This is a genomic window from Microbulbifer sp. THAF38 (assembly GCF_009363535.1).
GTDB lineage: Bacteria > Pseudomonadota > Gammaproteobacteria > Pseudomonadales > Cellvibrionaceae > Microbulbifer.
On the sequence record NZ_CP045369.1, the window covers coordinates 1,282,995 to 1,300,505 of the forward strand.

Genomic DNA, 17,511 nt, shown 5'->3' on the forward strand with positions numbered 1-17,511 from the left:
ATGGATAGGGTTAATGATGTAGCTGATTTGTGAAATTTTATACCCTTATCTTGGGAAATCTGTGTAATTTTTTTCAGTGATTCTGTCAGCGTGGCTACTGGCTGTTAAGTAGGTCCAACCGGTTAGCATTCATGACCCGCATGATGGGTGGTGTGGGGCCGGTAGCTAGAAACTACCGGTTACCCGATTTATAGCCCATTGGTCCGTTTAGCTCTCCAATACTTAAAAATTTCATACACTAGGATAGCTACGAAACCTACTAAGAGCGTTTGCCCTGCCTGTATGAGTTCAGGTCTACCGCAAGAACCTCCAGGACCTGCGATACCTTCCATGAAAAGAAAGTACATACACGTAGGAATGTAGCCTACAACTAGCGCGCCAATTATTGGTGCCCATAGACGCTTCTTGTTTGTTAAGTAGCGTATGACAAGCGCAAGAACTAGAATCGTTGCAGAAATCCCTAAGAGAAGGAAAAATTCTGACACGTGCTGTTCGACTAATCCTTTAGGTTGAATAAAACACGCATAGGTATTAGCTGGAAAGGTAACGATAAAAAATAGATGGACTGCTCTCAAATTTATCTCTTATGTCTGATTTGGTTATAACGCCCAAATCAGGTGTGCCGTAGGCGTCACCTGGATTTTTTTGGTACGCCCAGCATGGGCGTGAACTAATGGGGTGAAAGTCCCCTGTAGGAGGATCACCATTTAATGGTTTCCATTAAATGCTAACTACTAGCGAATGGCAACTGCAATACCGCGAGGTCTTGTGGGGAGGAAGCCGCTAGCAAAACTACGAGCTGACGGACAGAAACATCATATAAGGCTTAGCCTGGAGGCGAGGTAGCCAAGGATACCAAAGCCATGTGGTCTAACGGGTAGAGTAAATGATGCAGTTGTGTAGTGAAAGTTCACGTTCTTATCTGGGGAGATCTGTTCAACCTGCTGCTGTAAAGCTGTCAGCGTGGCCGCTGACTCATAAGTAGGCCCAGCCCGTTAGCCACCATCGCGGGGGTAAACAAAATTGGTGGAACACAGCGGCGCCTCGGCCAGTAATGGCCAAGGTGATTGAACAGAAGTCAGCCGACGGCATAGTAGCCTAATACCAAGATTAATACCTTGGATACGGTGAAGGCCTGAACCCAAAATCCACGAGTTAAAAGACAGGGCTAGCCTGCCGATATGTTGCCAGCCGGATATAAAATTGACGTAGCGCACTGCCATGACACTCAACTCAAATGAAAATCTGCTTGAAACCATCCTCAGCAAAGAAAATCTTAATGCTGCATGGAAACACGTGCGAAGCAACAAAGGTGCCGCAGGCATTGACGAGATTACTGTCGATAATTTTATGCAGCACTTCAAGGCAGTTGGCGACGACCTCATCGAGACTATTCGACAGGGTCATTACCAGCCGCTTCCCGTCAGGCGCGTCTACATTCGCAAGCCAGATGGCGGCCAGCGTGGTCTCGGGATACCTACGATCTTTGATCGTGTTATACAGCAGGCTATCGCCCAAATCATCGGTCCCAGTTTCGATAAAACCTTTTCGGAGTTCAGCTATGGGTTCCGCCCAAAGCGATCACAGCATCATGCGGTGAAAAAGCTACAGAAGTATATCGAAGGCGGGAAGCGGATAGCCGTAGATGTCGATTTATCTAAGTTCTTCGACCGGGTCAACCATGACTTCCTCATGAGTTTACTTGGCCAAAGAATCAGCGATAAGCGTTTACTCAAGTTGATCGCAAGTTACTTGCGTGTAGGAAGTGTAGAAGATGGATGCTGGAAAGCCTGTCATGAGGGGGTGCCACAAGGGGGCCCTTTATCGCCGCTGCTCTCCAATATTGTACTCGACCTGCTCGACAAAGAGCTGGAAAAACGCCAGCACGATTTTGTCCGCTATGCGGATGATTTTGTGATTGTCGTTTCCTCTAAACGTGCCGGCGAACGGCTTATGGCGAGCATTAAACGCTTTGTTGAGCGCAAGCTTAAACTCAAAGTTAACGATGCTAAAAGCCAAGTAGCCCCCGTTAGTCGTTGTAAGTTTCTGGGTTTTTCTTTTCGTGGAGCAAAGCTTGTCTGGCATGATAAGTCACTGCGCCAATTTAAATACCACGTCCGTCAGATTACAGGACGGTCCCGTGGCATTTCGATGGAAAAGAAACTGAAGGAACTTACCGTATACCTCCGTGGCTGGATCAACTATTTTGGAATAGCGCAAGGCTATCAAAAATGTATTGATCTAGACTGCTGGATACGGCGGCGATTAAGAATGAGCTATTGGAAGAATTGGCGCAGAGTGAGAACGAAAGTTCGAAATTTACTGCGTATGGGTGTGAGTGAATCGCTGGCAGTTACCTGCGGCTCGACCGGTAAAAGTTACTGGCGAAGCGCAAAAACTGAGGGTATTCATATTGCGCTCAATAATGAGTTCTTCGAAGAGATGGGGTTGATTTCATTGCGAGATCGTTGGGTAGAGATTCATTACGGATAGGGAACCGCCCATTGCGGACCCGCACGATGGGTGGTGTGGGGGCCGGTAGCTAGAAACTACCGGCTACCCGATTTAGGTGCATTCTGGCTTACGACCACATGATCGAATTTGTCAGTGTTCAAAATATGGACTTCACCTTTTTTCCCTTCCCAAGCGAACAGGTTATCTCCCGCTTTCCCAATATACCTTAGATCAAAACCGCTCAGAAGCTTTGGGATAGTGACGCTCTTGTAGTCTTTACCACTAATAATATTCAGAGCTTTTAACTTTCCATGTGCGTAAGCCTGAATAGGAAAATATATTGCAACAAATATAACAAGGTAGTTTAAATGGCTGTAGTTTCTAATGAGTGGATTTAACAAGCCTGCTTGCCTAGCGAGAGATAATATTAACAATGTCAGTACTACAGGAATCACCCTCCATTTATCATCTCCGCCATAAGCTAGGGTGCCAACTATAAGCAGCCCAGCAAATATATCAAAAAGTACAGATGCGGATCTGTAAACTTTACCTTTTACCGTGCTAGCGCTGTGCTCATCTTTTTTATCTGAGAGTATCACTCCAAGAAACAACCCCACTCCACTTGCCAGCCCTAAAGTTACAAGGGGAATAGCTGCCGCCATTATTAGATCGGGCGCACTAATATATGAAAAAATATCAACACCAAAAGTCCAGTAATAACCACTCAAATAGCAGACAGCTATAACCATCGAAAATGGTAAAGATATTGAAAGGAAAAACTTTCCATGTTCACTCATACATCACCTAACAGCTATATAGTAATCATTCAGACCACTATTATCCTGATTGTTATCTCAGAATCAATTTCTACGCTAAAGCCTAAATCTTTATTTAAAACGATAGACTTAAAGCATCCTGATACGTTCGTGCAAACTGGAAAAATGATCACTTTGACTACTATCCCAATTTTAACGCTAGCCCGTAACTCATTGATCTCATGATTGTTTCTGGGTTTATCTTCTTGTTCTCCAATATTACGGTCAATATGATCGTAAATCCCTAAGCTAGCACTCGCCAACTTTTACAGGCTGGTATTAGTTGAGGAGTGGTTAAGGTATCCAGGGTTCCTCTGAATCACTCTGTAATATCTCTGCGGATCTTGAAGGCTAAAGATGTTAGGCGCAGTTCGCCGCGAATGGACATAGCCCCTTGCAAGCGTTGCAACGCAGCAGATGTAGCCTTCAAGGATTGGCCTGAGGGGCTTCCATAGCGGTTCATGTACCGTGTTTAGACTTCTTCTAAGGTCTAGTCACTTTGTGAAGCTGCGCTCTTGTTGAAACTACTCTGTAAGTAGAGGCATCACCGGGTTGCTCAGAGGTTCCTAAATCTCGCAGTAATATCCTAAAACTCTGCAAGTTACTTTGGTCTATGGAGAGATCTTTTCTGTAGATATGTGGAGTGCGTATTAAGTCGAAGCATTGATGATCTATTGTTGTCTGAACTCCAGCGTGGGAGCGGTGGGTATATTAATCTAAACGGCGATTTTTATATGCAACCGAAATTTTCAATACGTGAGCAACAAAAAATATAGGCACAAAAATAATCTTATTAGATTTTATTAGGATTGTTTTAGTGTCAAAGCCACGTAAAATCGATAGATATTTATTGGTATTTTGGCCGCGATTAAGAAGCTATCTAAAGGCAACAATCAAAGCAGCTCGGTTCAAGAGTATCTAGAGAATCAAGAGCCCAAGAATTTTCTAAAGACCACCCCTCAATAGGAGAACGGTAGCGTGAAGTGAGAATAAGTAAAAGGCGCTGACCCAAGGTGCTGGAACACCTGGGGCCAGCTAACCAAATTGATAAATCACCTATCAAGATGGCTATATGCATAGTACGCTAGAAACCCGCTCGTCTTCAATAAAGTGGAGCACAATCAGTGGCTTGGATAGATTCTCTAAGCCCTGGGGGCGTTGCGTCTGCCTTTTCTTTTTCTATGCCTACCGTTCTCGCGCACCACCCCGTATTTCCTCAAAACGTTACTATCCAAGCTTCCTCAGCGGGGAAGGTCTATCTATGGCTTGAGTATCAGTAGGAAATAAATATGTTGATCTTAAAGCGCCGTACAGGCGAAAACTTACGGATTGGAGCGAACGTTTCAATCACTGTATTGGAAGTTAAGGGTAGTCAGGTAAGGATAGGAATACTTGCCCCTAAATCCTTGCCCGTACACCGCGAGGAGATTTATAGGCGAATCAAAAAGGCAGGAAATCTGGGCAATGGTAATCGTTAAGGATTTGGTCGAGATTGTGGCGTCTAGCCATGAACCCGTGGTGTTATCATTAAAGCGCTAACTCATGATAGTTAGCGCTTTAATTTTCAATCGATCCAGACGAGCCTCTCGCTGCAACTAGAGCCGCTGGTTAAGCTCGGGAATGATCTTTATTAGTGATGTTTAAATCCAGCGACAAATTTGTCTGCTAATTTAAAGTATTCCTTCAGATCTTTCTCAGTCTTCTCGGTGCGGTTGTTTTCGGAGTTAAGATGAATATTCTCCACCACAACGGCAATCTCTTTTGCAAGCTCTTGCCTCTCACCCTTCAGGTTCTCAGCGAAAAACTCAACACTTTTCTCTAGCGTGTAGGTGATGACATGTATCTGGTGAAGCTCTGCAGCATCCAGCTTTTGCTTGCTTTTAATTTCTGCGGTTTTCTCAATGAAAATCTTCTTGGCATCCTTCATCGAAGTAACATCCGCTACTTTGAGGTGCTGAATGGGCTTTTCTCCAGAAGTATCGCTAGCTTGAGCAGTGGTGGCAAAAGTAACCGCAAAAAGTAATGCAATTAAAGTTCTCATTTTTCCTCTCTGACGCCCAAACTTTAAGGGTTGGTGAGGCATTAATCGGGCGAGGTGAATGCCTAACATTTAACAGTGATCATTTTGGTCACTTTGATCGCTATCGTAAATGAGGATAACTATCATTAACATTTATGATACAGGAATTTTTGGGGGCTCAAAACATTTCTGGCTGAAATTGTGATCTGGCTGATCGAAGCTTGTACAGGTTAAGAAAATGGCATCTGAGAGAGGCGAGTATGGGAGGGGGCGACGGAAGTCTTTAGCCAAGAATTGGCGACCCCCGTGTTATAGAGTTCGATCTGTTAACCCTCTATTCGTGGTAGCAAAGAGAAGGTTATTTACAGGAGGAGCCGCTTAACCCGGTATTATTGAGACCGGCTTCACAAATTAATTGGTACGGAGGCTAGGAAATCTCCCCCAGTACATCAACCATCGCCGACGTTAATTGGCTGAGGTCTTCTTTAGAAATCACATAGGGTGGCATGGCGTAGACCAGCTTGCCGAAGGGGCGCAGCCAAACGCCGCGTTCGATTAAAGCTTCCTGTACCTTGGCCATATTTACCGGCTCGCGCATTTCCACCACTCCAATCGCTCCAAGGGCTCGAACATCGGCGACACCCGGTGCGGATTTTAATGGGGCGAGCTGTTCGGTCAGCTGTTGCTCGATTGCTGTTACTCGTTCCTGCCAGGGTCCGCTGAGTAGCAGTTGAATACTGGCATCGGCGACGGCACAAGCCAACGGATTCCCCATAAAAGTGGGGCCGTGCATAAAGACTCCGGCCTCGCCATTGCAAATGCCTTCGGCAATCCGGTCGCTACACAGCGTGGCCGCTAAAGTCATGGTGCCGCCGGTGAGGGCCTTGCCGAGGGTGAGAATGTCCGGGGTGATCGCGGCGTGGTCGCAGGCGAACATTTTGCCACTGCGGCCAAAGCCGGTGGCGATTTCATCGGCAATCAGCAGCAGGTCGTATTCGTCACAGAGTGCTCGTACCCGGCGCAGGTAATCTGCGGAGTAAAAGCGCATACCGCCGGCACCCTGCACTATGGGTTCGAGAATTACCGCAGCCAATTGCTCGCTGTTTTGCGCAATCAGTTGTTCCAGTTCACGGATATCTTCATCGGGGCAGGTTTCGCCGAAAGGGGTTTGCGGGGCGGGGGCAAACAGGTGTTGGCTCAATTGCCCGGTAAACAGGTGGTGCATGCCGGTAACGGGATCACAGGTGGCCATGGCCCCAAAGGTATCACCATGGTAGCCATTGCGAAGGGCCAGCAATTTACTTTTACCCGGTTTGCCCTGGGAGTGCCAAAATTGCAGGGCCATTTTGATGGCGACCTCTACAGACACTGAGCCGGAATCGGCCAGGAAAACCCGATTCAGCCCCGGTGGGGTGATCTCCACCAGCTTTTTGCACAGTTCAATGGCTGGTTCATGGGTGAGGCCGCCAAACATCACATGGGACATCTTCTCCATTTGATCGCGCATGGCTTGATTCAGCTCGGGTACATTGTAGCCATGCAGGGCACTCCACCAGGAGGACATGCCGTCGATCAGGCCGCGGCCATCTTCCAGGAAAATTCGAACTCCTTCAGCCCTGGCCACCGGATAAACCGGTGGCGGGTTGATCAGAGAGGAGTAGGGGTGCCAGATATGTTTGCGGTCGAATTCCAGGTCCATAAAACAGCTACATCTCTTTTTATGTGCGGCCAATATTCAAGCCAATGTATCGCAATCAGGCCAGCTCCCGCAGCACCTTCAGTGGAGGCTGGCTCACGGAGCTGTAGCAGGCCAAGGTACCGGCAACGCCAACCAAAAAGGCGCCAACCAATGGGCCCAGTAGCCACAGGGTGGGGTGCAGTACCAGGGGCAGCTCGAACACCCGCTGCGAAAGCACGATTAGAGTTGCTTCGGCGCCGATGGCGGCGAGTAATCCAGCGGCACAGCCGAGTAATCCAAATTCCAGCATCAGGCTTTTGAGCAGTAGGCGTCTGCGTCCGCCCAGTGTGCGGATAATCGCGGCCTCCTGCAAACGCTCGGCGATGCTGGCTCGCACCCCAGCAATCAATACCAGTACTCCGGCGACGAGCATCAGCGCCATGACGGATTCGATCGCGAAAGACACTTGGTCGATGGTGTCGCGAATACGCAGGATGATTTTATCCAGCTCTATCACGCTGACACTGGGGTAGTTGCGTACCAGGTCGTTAACTAACAGCTTGTCTTCTGGAGGAAGATAAAAGCTGGTGATATAGGTGGCGGGAAAGTCCTCCAGGGTGCCTGGGGCAAACAGCATATAAAAATTCGGGCGCATGCTGTTCCAATCCAGAGAGCGGAAACTGGCCACAGGGGCCTCCACTTCCAGTCCGCCGATGGAAAAGCGCAGGTTGTCACCAAGAGCCAAGTTGAGTTGGGCGGCCAGTTCCACCTCAACCGAAACTCCTTTACTGGTTTTGTCCCACCACTCGCCTTCGAGGATACGGTTATCCGGTGCCAGGTTTTCGGTCCAGCTCAGGTTGAGTTCCCGGCGCACGCCGTTGGGGCGGTCCTTGAGATCCTTGGTAAGGGTGTCATTGATGGCGATCAGGCGGCCGCGCACCATGGGATAGAACTCGGTGCTGCTGACTGCCTCTTTTTCCAGCATCTGCTGCATTCCATCCACATCTCTGGGGGCAATATTCAGCAGGAAGTGGTTGGGTGCTTTTTCAGGCAGCTGCATACGCCACTCGTCGATGAGTGCGGTGCGTGCAAAGACTAGGGACAACATTGCCAGAAGGCCGGTGCCGAAAGCGGCGATCAACAGCGTATTGAAGGCGGCGCGGCGCTGCAGACTACCCAGAGCGATACGCCAGGCGCCACCTAAAGAGGCCAGCTTTCCGCGCACCAGCAATTGATTGACCAGGGCGCTGCCTCCCACCAACAGTCCCATACCGGCGAGTAGGGCCAGGGTCATAGCCAAACTGCCTGACAGCCACCAGATCAACAGTAGCATGGCGCTGGGGCCGAGGATGAGTCCCAACCATTCGCGCCTGTCGGGGTTGCTCCAATCTTTGCGCAGCGTTTGCATGGGATCGGTACGAGCTAGGCGAAACAGGGGGGGCAGGGCAAAACCCAATGCGCAGGCTAAACCGGTGGCGAGGCCCACAAGCAGAGGGCCCCAGTGGCTGGCGGGTGGTGCTACCGGGAAGAAACCAGCCATCAGATTGACCGCCTGGGCCTGAATAAAACTGCCCAGGGCTAAACCAAGGCCGGTGGCGATCAGTGTGAGAGCGGCCAGCTGGCCCAGGTAAATGGCGAGCACCTTGTTGCGCCCGGCGCCAAGGCTTTTCATTACCGCTACATAGGCGGTATGTCTCAGCCCATAGCGCCGTGCGGCAAGCCCTACGGCAACACTGGCGAGTAGCACGGCGAGGCTGGCGGCGAGAAATAGGAAGCGCTCAGCGCGATTTAATGCGGAGGCCACCCGCGGCTGGCCCTCGCGCAGGTCCAACACCCGCTGGTGTTCAGTCAGCTGCGGTTTTAGCCAGGCAAAATACTCTTTTAGTGCCTGGTCGTCCCCGGCAAAGAGATAGCGGTAGCGCACCCGGCTGCCGGGCTGGATAACGCCGGAGGCCGGTAGGTCCTCGATATTTGCCAGTACCCGAGCGCCCATATCGAATAGGCTGGTGCCCCGGTCAGGCTCCCGCTCCAACAGGCCAGTCACTTTGAGTTGTGTATCGCCCAGGTCGATGGAATCGCCAAATTCAATTTCCAGCAACGGCAGGAGGCGGGATTCCACCCAGGCTTCTCCAGGAGGAGGCCCCTGTTGCGTGATTTCACTTGAGGCATCCGGCGAGCGCCGGATCTCCAGGTGACCAACCAGTGGGTAGCCACCATCTACGGCCTTCACCGAGACGAACTGAAACTGGTCATTGGCGGAGATCATTGAGGCAAACTGAATGATTTGCCCCTGCTCCAGCCCCTGTTCCTTGGCTTTATCGAGCCAAGCCGCGTTGACTGGCTGGCTGCTGCGCAGGACTCTTTCTGCAGCCAGGAAGGTAAGCGACTGCTGCTCCATCGCGCGGGTGAGGCGATCGGTGAAATGGGCAATCGCGGTTACACAGGTCACGGCCAGTACCAGGGCACTGGCGATGAGAGCCAGCTCGCCACCGCGCCAGTCCCTGAAAAGCAGTCGCAGAGGCAGCATCAGGCGGACACCTCCGAGAAGCTGTCGTCCCCGGCGAGGGGCTCGTAGGACTCCACGGCACCTGCCGACATACGCAGGTGAGTGACGCAGCGTTCAGCCAGGCGCTGCTCGTGGGTTACCAGCACCAGAGTGGTGCTGGACTCGGCATTGAGCTTAAAGAGTAAATCGATGATTTTGGCGCCGTTGCCGGCGTCCAGGCTACCGGTGGGTTCGTCGGCGAATAGGATAGCGTCCTCGCCACTGAAGCTGGCGAATGCCCTGGCAATGGCGACCCTTTGCTGTTCCCCGCCGGAGAGTTGACGCGGGTAATGGCCCAGGCGATGCTCGAGCCCCACCTTGGCCAGGAACTCCTCCGCGCGTTTGGCGGCGCCGCGTTCACCGCGCAGCTCACTGGGCAGCATGACATTCTCGCGAGCGGTGAGGCCGGGTAGTAGCTGGAAGGTTTGGAAGACAAACCCCACACAGCGGGCGCGTACCGCAGCACGTTGTTCTTCATCCATGGCGGTAATTTCTTCGCCGGCCAGCCAGATTTTTCCCTCACTGGGCTTGTCCAATCCAGCTAATAGACCGAGCAAGGTGGACTTGCCGGAACCTGAGGCACCGGTCACAGCGAGGCTCTCTCCGCGCGCCAGTTGCAGGGAGATATTGTTTAATAGGGTCAATGGCCCTTCGCTGGTGGAGACTCTGTGATACAGGTTTTCTGCCGTAAGAATGGCGGACATACTGTGTTCCCTATACGGATGCGCGACTTTTTGGAGAGTATGACATGACGACAGCCTTTTTTCGGCAGTTGGCGGCTCAATTCAGCTTGGTACTGTTGCTGTTTATCCCCATTGGGGCTGCCCAGGCGAGTGCGGCGGATACCTTGTTGGTCTTGGGAGATAGTATCAGCGCTGCCTACGGCATCAATGAAGAGCAGGGCTGGGTGCAATTACTGCAAGAGCGCTTGCAGGAAAAGGGCAAAAAGGTTCGGGTGGTCAATGCCAGTATCAGTGGCGAAACCACGTCCGGTGGCCTGACACGTTTGCCGCGCCTGATGGAGGAGCACAGTCCCCGTTGGCTAATCGTTGAACTTGGTGGCAACGATGGTCTACGGGGCTACCCACCTCAGTCCTTACAGCGCAACCTGATGGAGATGGTGAAGCTGGCGAAGAATTCTGGTGTAGAGGTTTTACTGCTCGGCATGCGTATTCCGCCCAATTACGGCCGCGCTTATACCAATGCCTTTGCCGCCGTTTACCCCAAGGTGGCCAAGTCCGAACAGGTTGGATTGGTGCCCTTCTTCCTGGAAACCGTCGCGCTTGAAGACGGCGCCATGCAATCCGATGGTATACACCCAACGGCCAAGGCACAGCCGGCATTACTGGAGCATGTTTGGCCCTGTGTTGAGTTCCTGTTAGCGGAAAAGTCGGATGGGGAGTCGTGTACTCCGTGATCGAAATGCGTACAATCGCGCCCCCTAGCAATATGAAAGCCTCGCTCCACACTGATAGGCGATGGCTGTGACCCCCAGCCCCGGTCACCGGTACCGAAATAGTTAGAGAGACACCATGTCCGAAGTGGAAAATCGCCGCGAGCGACTCGAATTCAACAAACTGCAGAAACGCCTGCGCCGCCATGTGGGTCGCGCTATTGCCGACTTCAACATGATTGAAGAGGGCGACAAAATCATGGTTTGCTTATCCGGCGGTAAGGATTCTTACGCCATGCTGGATATTCTGCTGAATCTACAAAAAACCGCCCCGGTGAACTTTGAGTTGGTGGCGGTGAATATGGACCAGAAGCAGCCTGGTTTCCCTGAGCATATCCTGCCGGAATATCTTCGCTCCCTCGGCGTGCCACACCATATCGTAGAGAAAGATACCTATTCGGTGGTGCAGGAAGTGGTGCCTGAAGGCAAGACCACCTGTAGCCTTTGTTCACGACTGCGTCGCGGTACCCTCTATGGTTTTGCCGAGGAGATTGGTGCCACCAAGGTGGCTCTTGGCCATCATAAAGACGATATCGTCGAGACCCTGTTCCTGAATATGTTCTACGGCGGCCGCCTGAAGGCGATGCCGCCCAAGCTGCGTGCAGATGACGGGCGCAATATTGTGATTCGCCCGCTGGCTTACTGCCGAGAAGAGGATATTGCCCGTTATGCGGAATTCAAGGAATTTCCCATTATTCCCTGTAACTTGTGCGGTAGTCAGGAAAATCTGCAGCGCCAGGCGATCAAGCAGATGTTGCGGGAGTGGGACAATAAATTCCCAGGGCGCAGTGAAAATATCTTTGCCGCATTAACGCGTATATCCCCGTCGCAACTGGCGGACAGGGATCTCTACGATTTCGAAAGTCTGGAGTTGGATCGCTCTACGCCGTCGGCTGCCGAGCGCCCTGACCATTTAATTCAGCGCCAGGTGAACTCTTGGGAGCCGGATGATGCGCAGGAGGCTGAGCCCCAGTATATCTCGGCGCTGAATTTGTAGGGTCGGCGCCGCTTACCAGTTGGGCGTAACTGCATTCAAAATCCTGCGTAGTGGCACTGGGTCCGTGATGGAAGTGTTGGTGCCACAACCGCGCCATTTTGGTCACATTGCAGGTATCTGATTCGGGGATTTTATGCACATCGGCTGAGCGATACACCAGCCAGGCTATGGCCGTGGCGTAGCGTAGGTTGGTGGTCAGTTCACTGTGGGGGTGATCGAGAAAGTCCCGCTGGCTGGCGAGGCCCCGAATTTTTGAGGCCAATGCGGGGTGATTAATCAGGTAGTCGTCCCAGATTTCCCGGTGAGTGTGGGGCTGAATTTGATAAATCCCAAGCCCGTGGCGCCGCCCTTGTTTAAGGTGGAAGCCCAGCTGAGATTCCTGCGCGGCAGTGCCCAGCAAAAGGTTTTCCATGCCCTGGCTCCAGGCTCTCAAGTGCTTGAGGGTTGGGCGGATAACCTGGAGGCGCAGTTCGTCCAGACAGATTCCCATAGTATTTTCTTTTTTCTGTGGTTGTTCTGAATATTTAGTTTGTGGATTGAGTTGACGCCAGCCGTTAAGTAGATTTACGCGCAATAAACATAATTATTTTTGAAGTGGCTCCGGTTCTGTAGCGCATTTCGCTCAAAAAGCGAGCAGGGCGTCACAGCTATTGCCTTCTTTCGGTGCCACTCCTTTTTGAGCAGAAGGAATTCCTATGTCCGCAGAGTGGCTCGTTGCCCTGACTTTTATTGCCTACCTGGCCCTTATCCTGGTGATTGGCGTTTACGCTTATTTGCGTACTAAAAATGCCAGTGATTATTTTCTCGGTGGGCGCTCATTGCCTCCTGCGGTTGCCGCGCTATCGGCCGGCGCTTCGGATATGAGTGGTTGGTTGTTACTTGGATTGCCCGGGGCCGCCTATGCTGCGGGTCTCTCTGCCGGTTGGATCGCTATCGGGCTTTTTTCCGGTATCCTGCTGAGCTGGGTAAGCATGGCGCGTCGCCTGCGCATTTATACCTATGAGCTGGATGACTCCCTCACAGTGCCCGCTTACCTGGACCGCCGTTTCAAAATGGGCCACCCCTATCTGCGGACGGTGTGCGCGATCTTTATTCTGTTGTTCTTTCTCTTCTATGTGGCTTCGGGCCTGATTGCCGGCGGCAAGTTATTCGAAACCGTATTCGGTTGGGACTACCACTGGGCGGTGATTGTCGGTGCCATTGCAGTAATTTCTTACACCCTGTTCGGTGGTTTCCTGGCGGTATCCTGGACCGATGTGTTCCAGGGCTTATTAATGAGTGCTGCTCTGATTGCCGTACCACTGGTTGTGATTTCGGACCAGGGCGGTTTCTCTGCCAGTTGGGCCCAATTGCAGGCGCAGCAACCGCAACTAACGCATTGGCTCACGGATGGCAGTGGTCAGACGTTGGGCTTAGTGGCCATTCTCAGCTCCCTGGCCTGGGGACTGGGTTACTTTGGGCAGCCCCACATCCTGGCTCGTTTTATGGCGGTGCGCAGCCCAGATGATGTGCCTGCAGCGGCGACAGTTGCGGCAGTCTGGTCCTTGATCGGTTTTCTCGGCGCTATGGCGGTGGGTCTGTTTGCCCATCTGCAGATGCAGCAGGGATTGCCCGATGGTGAGACTGTCTTTATGGAGCTGGTTCAAGTGCTGTTCCACCCGGTTGTTGCGGGCGTACTGCTGGCGGCGATCCTCTCTGCCATTATGAGCACCGCAGATTCTCAGTTATTAGTGTCTTCCGCTGCACTGGCAGAAGATATCTATCATGTCTGGTTTGGTCGCAAGACCAGCCCGGAAGCCATGGTGAAAGTTGGGCGCTGGGCTGTGGTGGGCCTTTCTCTGATTGCTGTATGGATTGCTATGGACCCGAATTCCAAGGTTCTGGATGTGGTGAGCTATGCCTGGGCAGGTCTGGGTGCCGCGTTCGGCCCCGCTCTGCTGATCAGCCTTTATTGGTCACGTATGACAGGCAGCGGAGCCATTGCCGGGGTAATCGTGGGTGGTACCACCGTAGTGGTTTGGGAGCAGCTTTCTGGGGGAATCTTTGATATCTATGAGTTGTTGCCTGGTTTCATTTTCTCAGCAGCTGCTATCGTCATAGTTAGCGCGTTGACGAAATGTCCGGAAACCGTGGCTTCTCAACATAAAAAGCTGTTGGGATAAGCCTGGGGGCTGCAGGGTTCTGTGTCGATGAGCCCAGCGACTTGTCTGCAGCGCGAAGGGCGCGCCCCATTGTGGGCGCGACTGTTGTGAAGCGAAAAGGATTTCCATCCGCAGCGATTATTCAAATAGCGGTTGGAGATACTGAGTGATCAAAGTTCATCTCGGTGATATCACACGATTGAACGTCGATGTCATCGTCAACGCCGCCAATACCCGCCTGCTTGGCGGCAGTGGTGTGGACGGAGCCATTCACCGCGCTGCGGGCCCTGAGTTACTGGAGGCATGTCGAAGTATCGGCGGATGCCCGGTTGGTGAGGTCCGCGCTACCAGTGCTTTCTCGATTCCCGTCAAACGTATTTATCACACTGTCGGCCCGGTCTGGCGTGGCGGCCGCCTGGGTGAGCCGGAGTTGCTGTCGAGCTGCTATCGTCAGTGTCTGACTTTGGCACGGCGGGAGAGTATGCGCTCTATTGCCTTCCCGGCAATTAGCTGTGGTGTTTACGATTACCCTCCCAGGTTAGCAGCGGAAATTGCGGTGGAGCAGGTGCAGCACCACTTGGAGAAAGAGGGGGCGCCGCTGAGCATCGTCTTTTGTTGTTTTGACGAGGAAATGGCTGAGCTCTATCACACCCAGCTGGATGCCTATGTGCGGCGTTAACTGGTGACTTTGCGCATTGGCCTGATTCATTCGGCCATTGATTGCGCTGCGAGTGTTAAGCAAGATAAGTAACTGGCAATAAAAAATAAGAAAAGGAGATTGTCATGCGCAGTGCCCAGCAGTGGTTTGCCGAATACGGTGAAAGCCATCAGAACCCCATCAACAAGTCCATTCACTGGATTGCGGTGCCGGTGATTTATGCCACCGTTGCCGGTCTCCTATGGGATATCCCACAACCGCAGTTCATGGCCGCAATTCCCTGGTTGAATTGGGCTGTGGTGATTACGGTACCCGTGATGTTGTTCTATTTTGCCCTGTCTTTCTCCATTGGCCTGGGGATGACGGCGTTGACCGTGGTGTGTTTATGGGCCTGGTCTGTGGTTGAGCGGCTGGGGGTTCCCGTGTGGCAGACGGCGCTAGGGCTGTTTGTGGTGATGTGGGTTTTTCAGTTTATCGGTCATCACATCGAAGGGAAAAAACCTTCATTCTTTAAAGACGTTCAATTCTTATTGATAGGCCCCGCTTGGGTGATTGGCTTTATCTATCGCAAGCTGGGTATTCAGTACTGACTCCATTTCTTGCTAACAAGAGAGAGGCGATGGACCAGTCGCCTCTCTAGTGATCTCACTCCTTAAATTGGGCTAGCGGTTGTAATGGACCGGCACCTCTAAAGTCTCTTTCACTTCCTCCATCACTACGTAGCTGGTGCACTCCTGTACCTCCGGTAGAGTCAAAAGCGTTTCGCCATAAAACTTACGGTAGGCACTCATATCGGCAACTCGGGCTTTGATCAGGTAATCGAAATTACCTGAAACCAGATAGCACTCCTGTACTTCCGGTAGTGCCGCCACGGCATTACGAAACTCCTCGAAGGCATCCTGGGCGGAACGGTTTAGGCGAATCTGCACAAATACCACCAGGGCAGCGTCGAGGAACTCTGGATTGATTAATGCGGTATAGCCCTGGATAACCCCATCGTTTTCCAGTCGTTTCACTCGCTCGACACAGGGGGTTGCAGTCAATCCCACCTGACGGGCCAGTTCTGCATAGCTGGTGCGGCCATTTTTCTGCAGGACCCGCAAGATATTGCGGTCCACGGTATTTAGCTCTCCCGCGCGCTTGCGCATACCTTGTCTCCTTTGTGAGCGATCAGCTCAAAAAATGGTCTTGATACGAGTGCGGCTAGTTGATTCCACTAGTTTGATAAAAACTCTTGTAGAAATCCACTTTTAAAATGGCCCTATACTGGGGAAAACGCAGAAATTAGGTGTGGCTCTAATCCGTTGAAGAGACTACGCCAAACGCAGAGATTAAGGAGCAGAAAATGTTGATTGGCGTCCCGAAAGAGATCAAAAACCACGAGTACCGTATTGGCCTGACGCCGTCGAGTGTTCGCGAACTGATCGGCCATGGCCATCAGGTAATCGTACAGAAAGATGGCGGTACCGCTATCGGCTTTACTGACGAAATGTACGAGCAAGCCGGAGCCAAGATCATCGATACTCCGGAAGAAATTTTTGCCACCGCTGACATGATCGTCAAGGTAAAAGAGCCCCAGCCTCACGAGTGCGAAATGCTGCGACCCGGACAGGTTCTTTACACTTACCTGCACCTGGCTCCAGATCCCAAGCAGACCGAGCTTCTGGTGAAATCCGGTGCGACCTGCATTGCTTATGAAACCGTGACCGACCGTTTCGGCGGCCTGCCACTATTGGCGCCGATGTCTGAAGTTGCCGGTCGTATGTCCGTACAGTGCGGTGCGCACCACCTGGAGAAAGCTCAGGGTGGCCTGGGTGTATTGCTTGGCGGCGTTCCCGGTGTAGCTCCTGCCAAGGTGCTGATTATCGGTGGCGGTGTGGTTGGTACCAATGCGGCCAAGATGGCGCTGGGTATGGGTGCCGATGTCACCATCCTGGATCGCTCTCTGCCGCGCCTGCGTCAATTGGACGATATCTTCGGCGGCGCTGTGCGTACCGAATACTCCACTAATGACGCGATTGAAAAGCACGCGTTGGATGCGGATTTGGTCGTAGGTGCAGTTCTGATTCCTGGCGCTGCAGCTCCGAAGCTGTTGACCCGCGATATCATCAGCCGCATGAAGAAAGGTGCTGTGGTTGTGGATGTGGCTATTGACCAAGGTGGTTGTTTCGAAACCTCCAAAGCGACCACTCACCAGGAGCCCACTTACGTTGTCGATGGTGTGGTGCACTACTGTGTTGCCAATATGCCCGGTGGTGTAGCGCGCACCTCTACCATGGCTCTGAACAACGCTACGCTGCCTTACGCTGTAGCTTTGGCAAACAAAGGCGCTAAACAGGCGCTGCTGGATGATGCCAATTTGCTGGAAGGCCTGAATGTCCACGCCGGTATGGTGACTTACAAGGCAGTTGCCGATGTATTGGGTTATGAGTTTGTTGATCCCAAGCTGGCTTTGCAAAAAGTTGCCGAGGCTGAAGGCGCTGTAGCTTAATAATTTGCGGCTGCTATGCAGCCGCTTTTTGAACAAGAAAGCGGTAACGCGCTTGTTTTGAAGAGAATTTTCCCCGGAGCGCTCTTTGGCGTTCCTCTCTGTGAGACCTGGTGGCCTCTGTCACCATTGTAGCCGCGTTTGTACGCGGCTTTTTTATTAATGCTGTATTGCTGTCCTTAATCGAGGCTGGTGTTCCAGCAAGATAAATAGTCGTCTTCCCAGCTGTATTTCTCCCTTCAATCAATACAATTATTTGTAT

General features: G+C 52.0%; 15 protein-coding genes. 8 read left to right on the forward strand and 7 right to left on the reverse strand.

Annotation, left to right across the window (positions count from 1 at the left end):
• Positions 1–1,221: 1,221 nt before the first annotated feature.
• Positions 1,222–2,493 carry a group II intron reverse transcriptase/maturase gene (ltrA, locus tag FIU95_RS05415; RefSeq protein ID WP_152452240.1) on the forward strand — a complete coding sequence of 424 codons (1,272 nt, stop codon included), beginning with the start codon at positions 1,222–1,224 and terminating at the stop codon, positions 2,491–2,493.
• A 56-nt stretch (positions 2,494–2,549) separates the two neighbouring features.
• Here ltrA and FIU95_RS05420 read toward each other — a convergent pair whose 3' ends face one another.
• Positions 2,550–3,251: a hypothetical protein gene (locus tag FIU95_RS05420; protein ID WP_152452242.1), complete on the reverse strand. Its 702-nt coding sequence runs from the start codon at positions 3,249–3,251 to the stop codon at positions 2,550–2,552.
• 1,307 nt (positions 3,252–4,558) lie between these two features.
• Here FIU95_RS05420 and csrA point away from each other — a divergent pair.
• Complete coding sequence (csrA, locus tag FIU95_RS05425) at positions 4,559–4,747, forward strand: carbon storage regulator CsrA (RefSeq protein ID WP_152452244.1); 189 nt, start codon at positions 4,559–4,561, stop codon at positions 4,745–4,747.
• A gap of 152 nt (positions 4,748–4,899) precedes the next feature.
• Here csrA and FIU95_RS05430 read toward each other — a convergent pair whose 3' ends face one another.
• The 4 genes from FIU95_RS05430 to FIU95_RS05445 all read right to left on the reverse strand — a co-directional run bounded on the left by FIU95_RS05430 (position 4,900) and on the right by FIU95_RS05445 (position 10,216).
• Positions 4,900–5,310 (reverse strand): DUF6746 family protein, encoded by a 411-nt coding sequence (locus FIU95_RS05430; RefSeq protein ID WP_152452246.1) that lies wholly within the window; start codon positions 5,308–5,310, stop codon positions 4,900–4,902.
• 406 nt (positions 5,311–5,716) lie between these two features.
• Positions 5,717–6,988 carry an adenosylmethionine--8-amino-7-oxononanoate transaminase gene (bioA, locus tag FIU95_RS05435; protein ID WP_152452249.1) on the reverse strand — a complete coding sequence of 424 codons (1,272 nt, stop codon included), beginning with the start codon at positions 6,986–6,988 and terminating at the stop codon, positions 5,717–5,719.
• A gap of 55 nt (positions 6,989–7,043) precedes the next feature.
• Positions 7,044–9,494 carry an ABC transporter permease gene (locus FIU95_RS05440; protein ID WP_152452251.1) on the reverse strand — a complete coding sequence of 817 codons (2,451 nt, stop codon included), beginning with the start codon at positions 9,492–9,494 and terminating at the stop codon, positions 7,044–7,046.
• A complete protein-coding gene (locus FIU95_RS05445; protein WP_152452253.1) occupies positions 9,494–10,216 on the reverse strand; it encodes an ABC transporter ATP-binding protein in 723 nt (240 codons plus the stop codon). The genes FIU95_RS05440 and FIU95_RS05445 overlap by 1 nt, the downstream gene beginning before the upstream one ends.
• A gap of 44 nt (positions 10,217–10,260) precedes the next feature.
• Here FIU95_RS05445 and FIU95_RS05450 point away from each other — a divergent pair, with 44 nt between their 5' ends.
• Both FIU95_RS05450 and ttcA read left to right on the forward strand, forming a co-directional pair.
• Positions 10,261–10,929, forward strand: coding sequence for an arylesterase (locus FIU95_RS05450; RefSeq protein WP_172975325.1), 669 nt, complete (start codon positions 10,261–10,263; stop codon positions 10,927–10,929).
• Between the two features lie 115 nt (positions 10,930–11,044).
• Positions 11,045–11,962 (forward strand): tRNA 2-thiocytidine(32) synthetase TtcA, encoded by a 918-nt coding sequence (ttcA, locus tag FIU95_RS05455; protein WP_152452255.1) that lies wholly within the window; start codon positions 11,045–11,047, stop codon positions 11,960–11,962.
• Here the strand turns inward: ttcA and FIU95_RS05460 are convergent.
• Positions 11,847–12,452, reverse strand: coding sequence for a hypothetical protein (locus FIU95_RS05460; protein ID WP_216646306.1), 606 nt, complete (start codon positions 12,450–12,452; stop codon positions 11,847–11,849). The two genes, ttcA and FIU95_RS05460, sit on opposite strands and share 116 nt — an antisense overlap.
• Before the next feature lie 205 nt (positions 12,453–12,657).
• Here FIU95_RS05460 and putP point away from each other — a divergent pair, with 205 nt between their 5' ends.
• The 3 genes from putP (at position 12,658) to FIU95_RS05475 (ending at position 15,351) form a co-directional block, all read left to right on the forward strand.
• Positions 12,658–14,124, forward strand: coding sequence for a sodium/proline symporter PutP (gene putP, locus FIU95_RS05465; protein WP_152452257.1), 1,467 nt, complete (start codon positions 12,658–12,660; stop codon positions 14,122–14,124).
• A gap of 145 nt (positions 14,125–14,269) precedes the next feature.
• Positions 14,270–14,782, forward strand: coding sequence for an O-acetyl-ADP-ribose deacetylase (locus tag FIU95_RS05470; RefSeq protein ID WP_152452259.1), 513 nt, complete (start codon positions 14,270–14,272; stop codon positions 14,780–14,782).
• Between the two features lie 104 nt (positions 14,783–14,886).
• Positions 14,887–15,351 (forward strand): DUF962 domain-containing protein, encoded by a 465-nt coding sequence (locus FIU95_RS05475; RefSeq protein ID WP_152452261.1) that lies wholly within the window; start codon positions 14,887–14,889, stop codon positions 15,349–15,351.
• Between the two features lie 72 nt (positions 15,352–15,423).
• Here FIU95_RS05475 and FIU95_RS05480 read toward each other — a convergent pair whose 3' ends face one another.
• Positions 15,424–15,909 carry an Lrp/AsnC ligand binding domain-containing protein gene (locus FIU95_RS05480; protein ID WP_152452263.1) on the reverse strand — a complete coding sequence of 162 codons (486 nt, stop codon included), beginning with the start codon at positions 15,907–15,909 and terminating at the stop codon, positions 15,424–15,426.
• 197 nt (positions 15,910–16,106) lie between these two features.
• Here FIU95_RS05480 and ald point away from each other — a divergent pair, with 197 nt between their 5' ends.
• The gene (gene ald, locus FIU95_RS05485; RefSeq protein ID WP_152452266.1) at positions 16,107–17,252 is read left to right on the forward strand and encodes an alanine dehydrogenase; all 1,146 of its coding nucleotides are present in this window, start codon (positions 16,107–16,109) and stop codon (positions 17,250–17,252) included.
• Positions 17,253–17,511 lie beyond the last annotated feature (259 nt).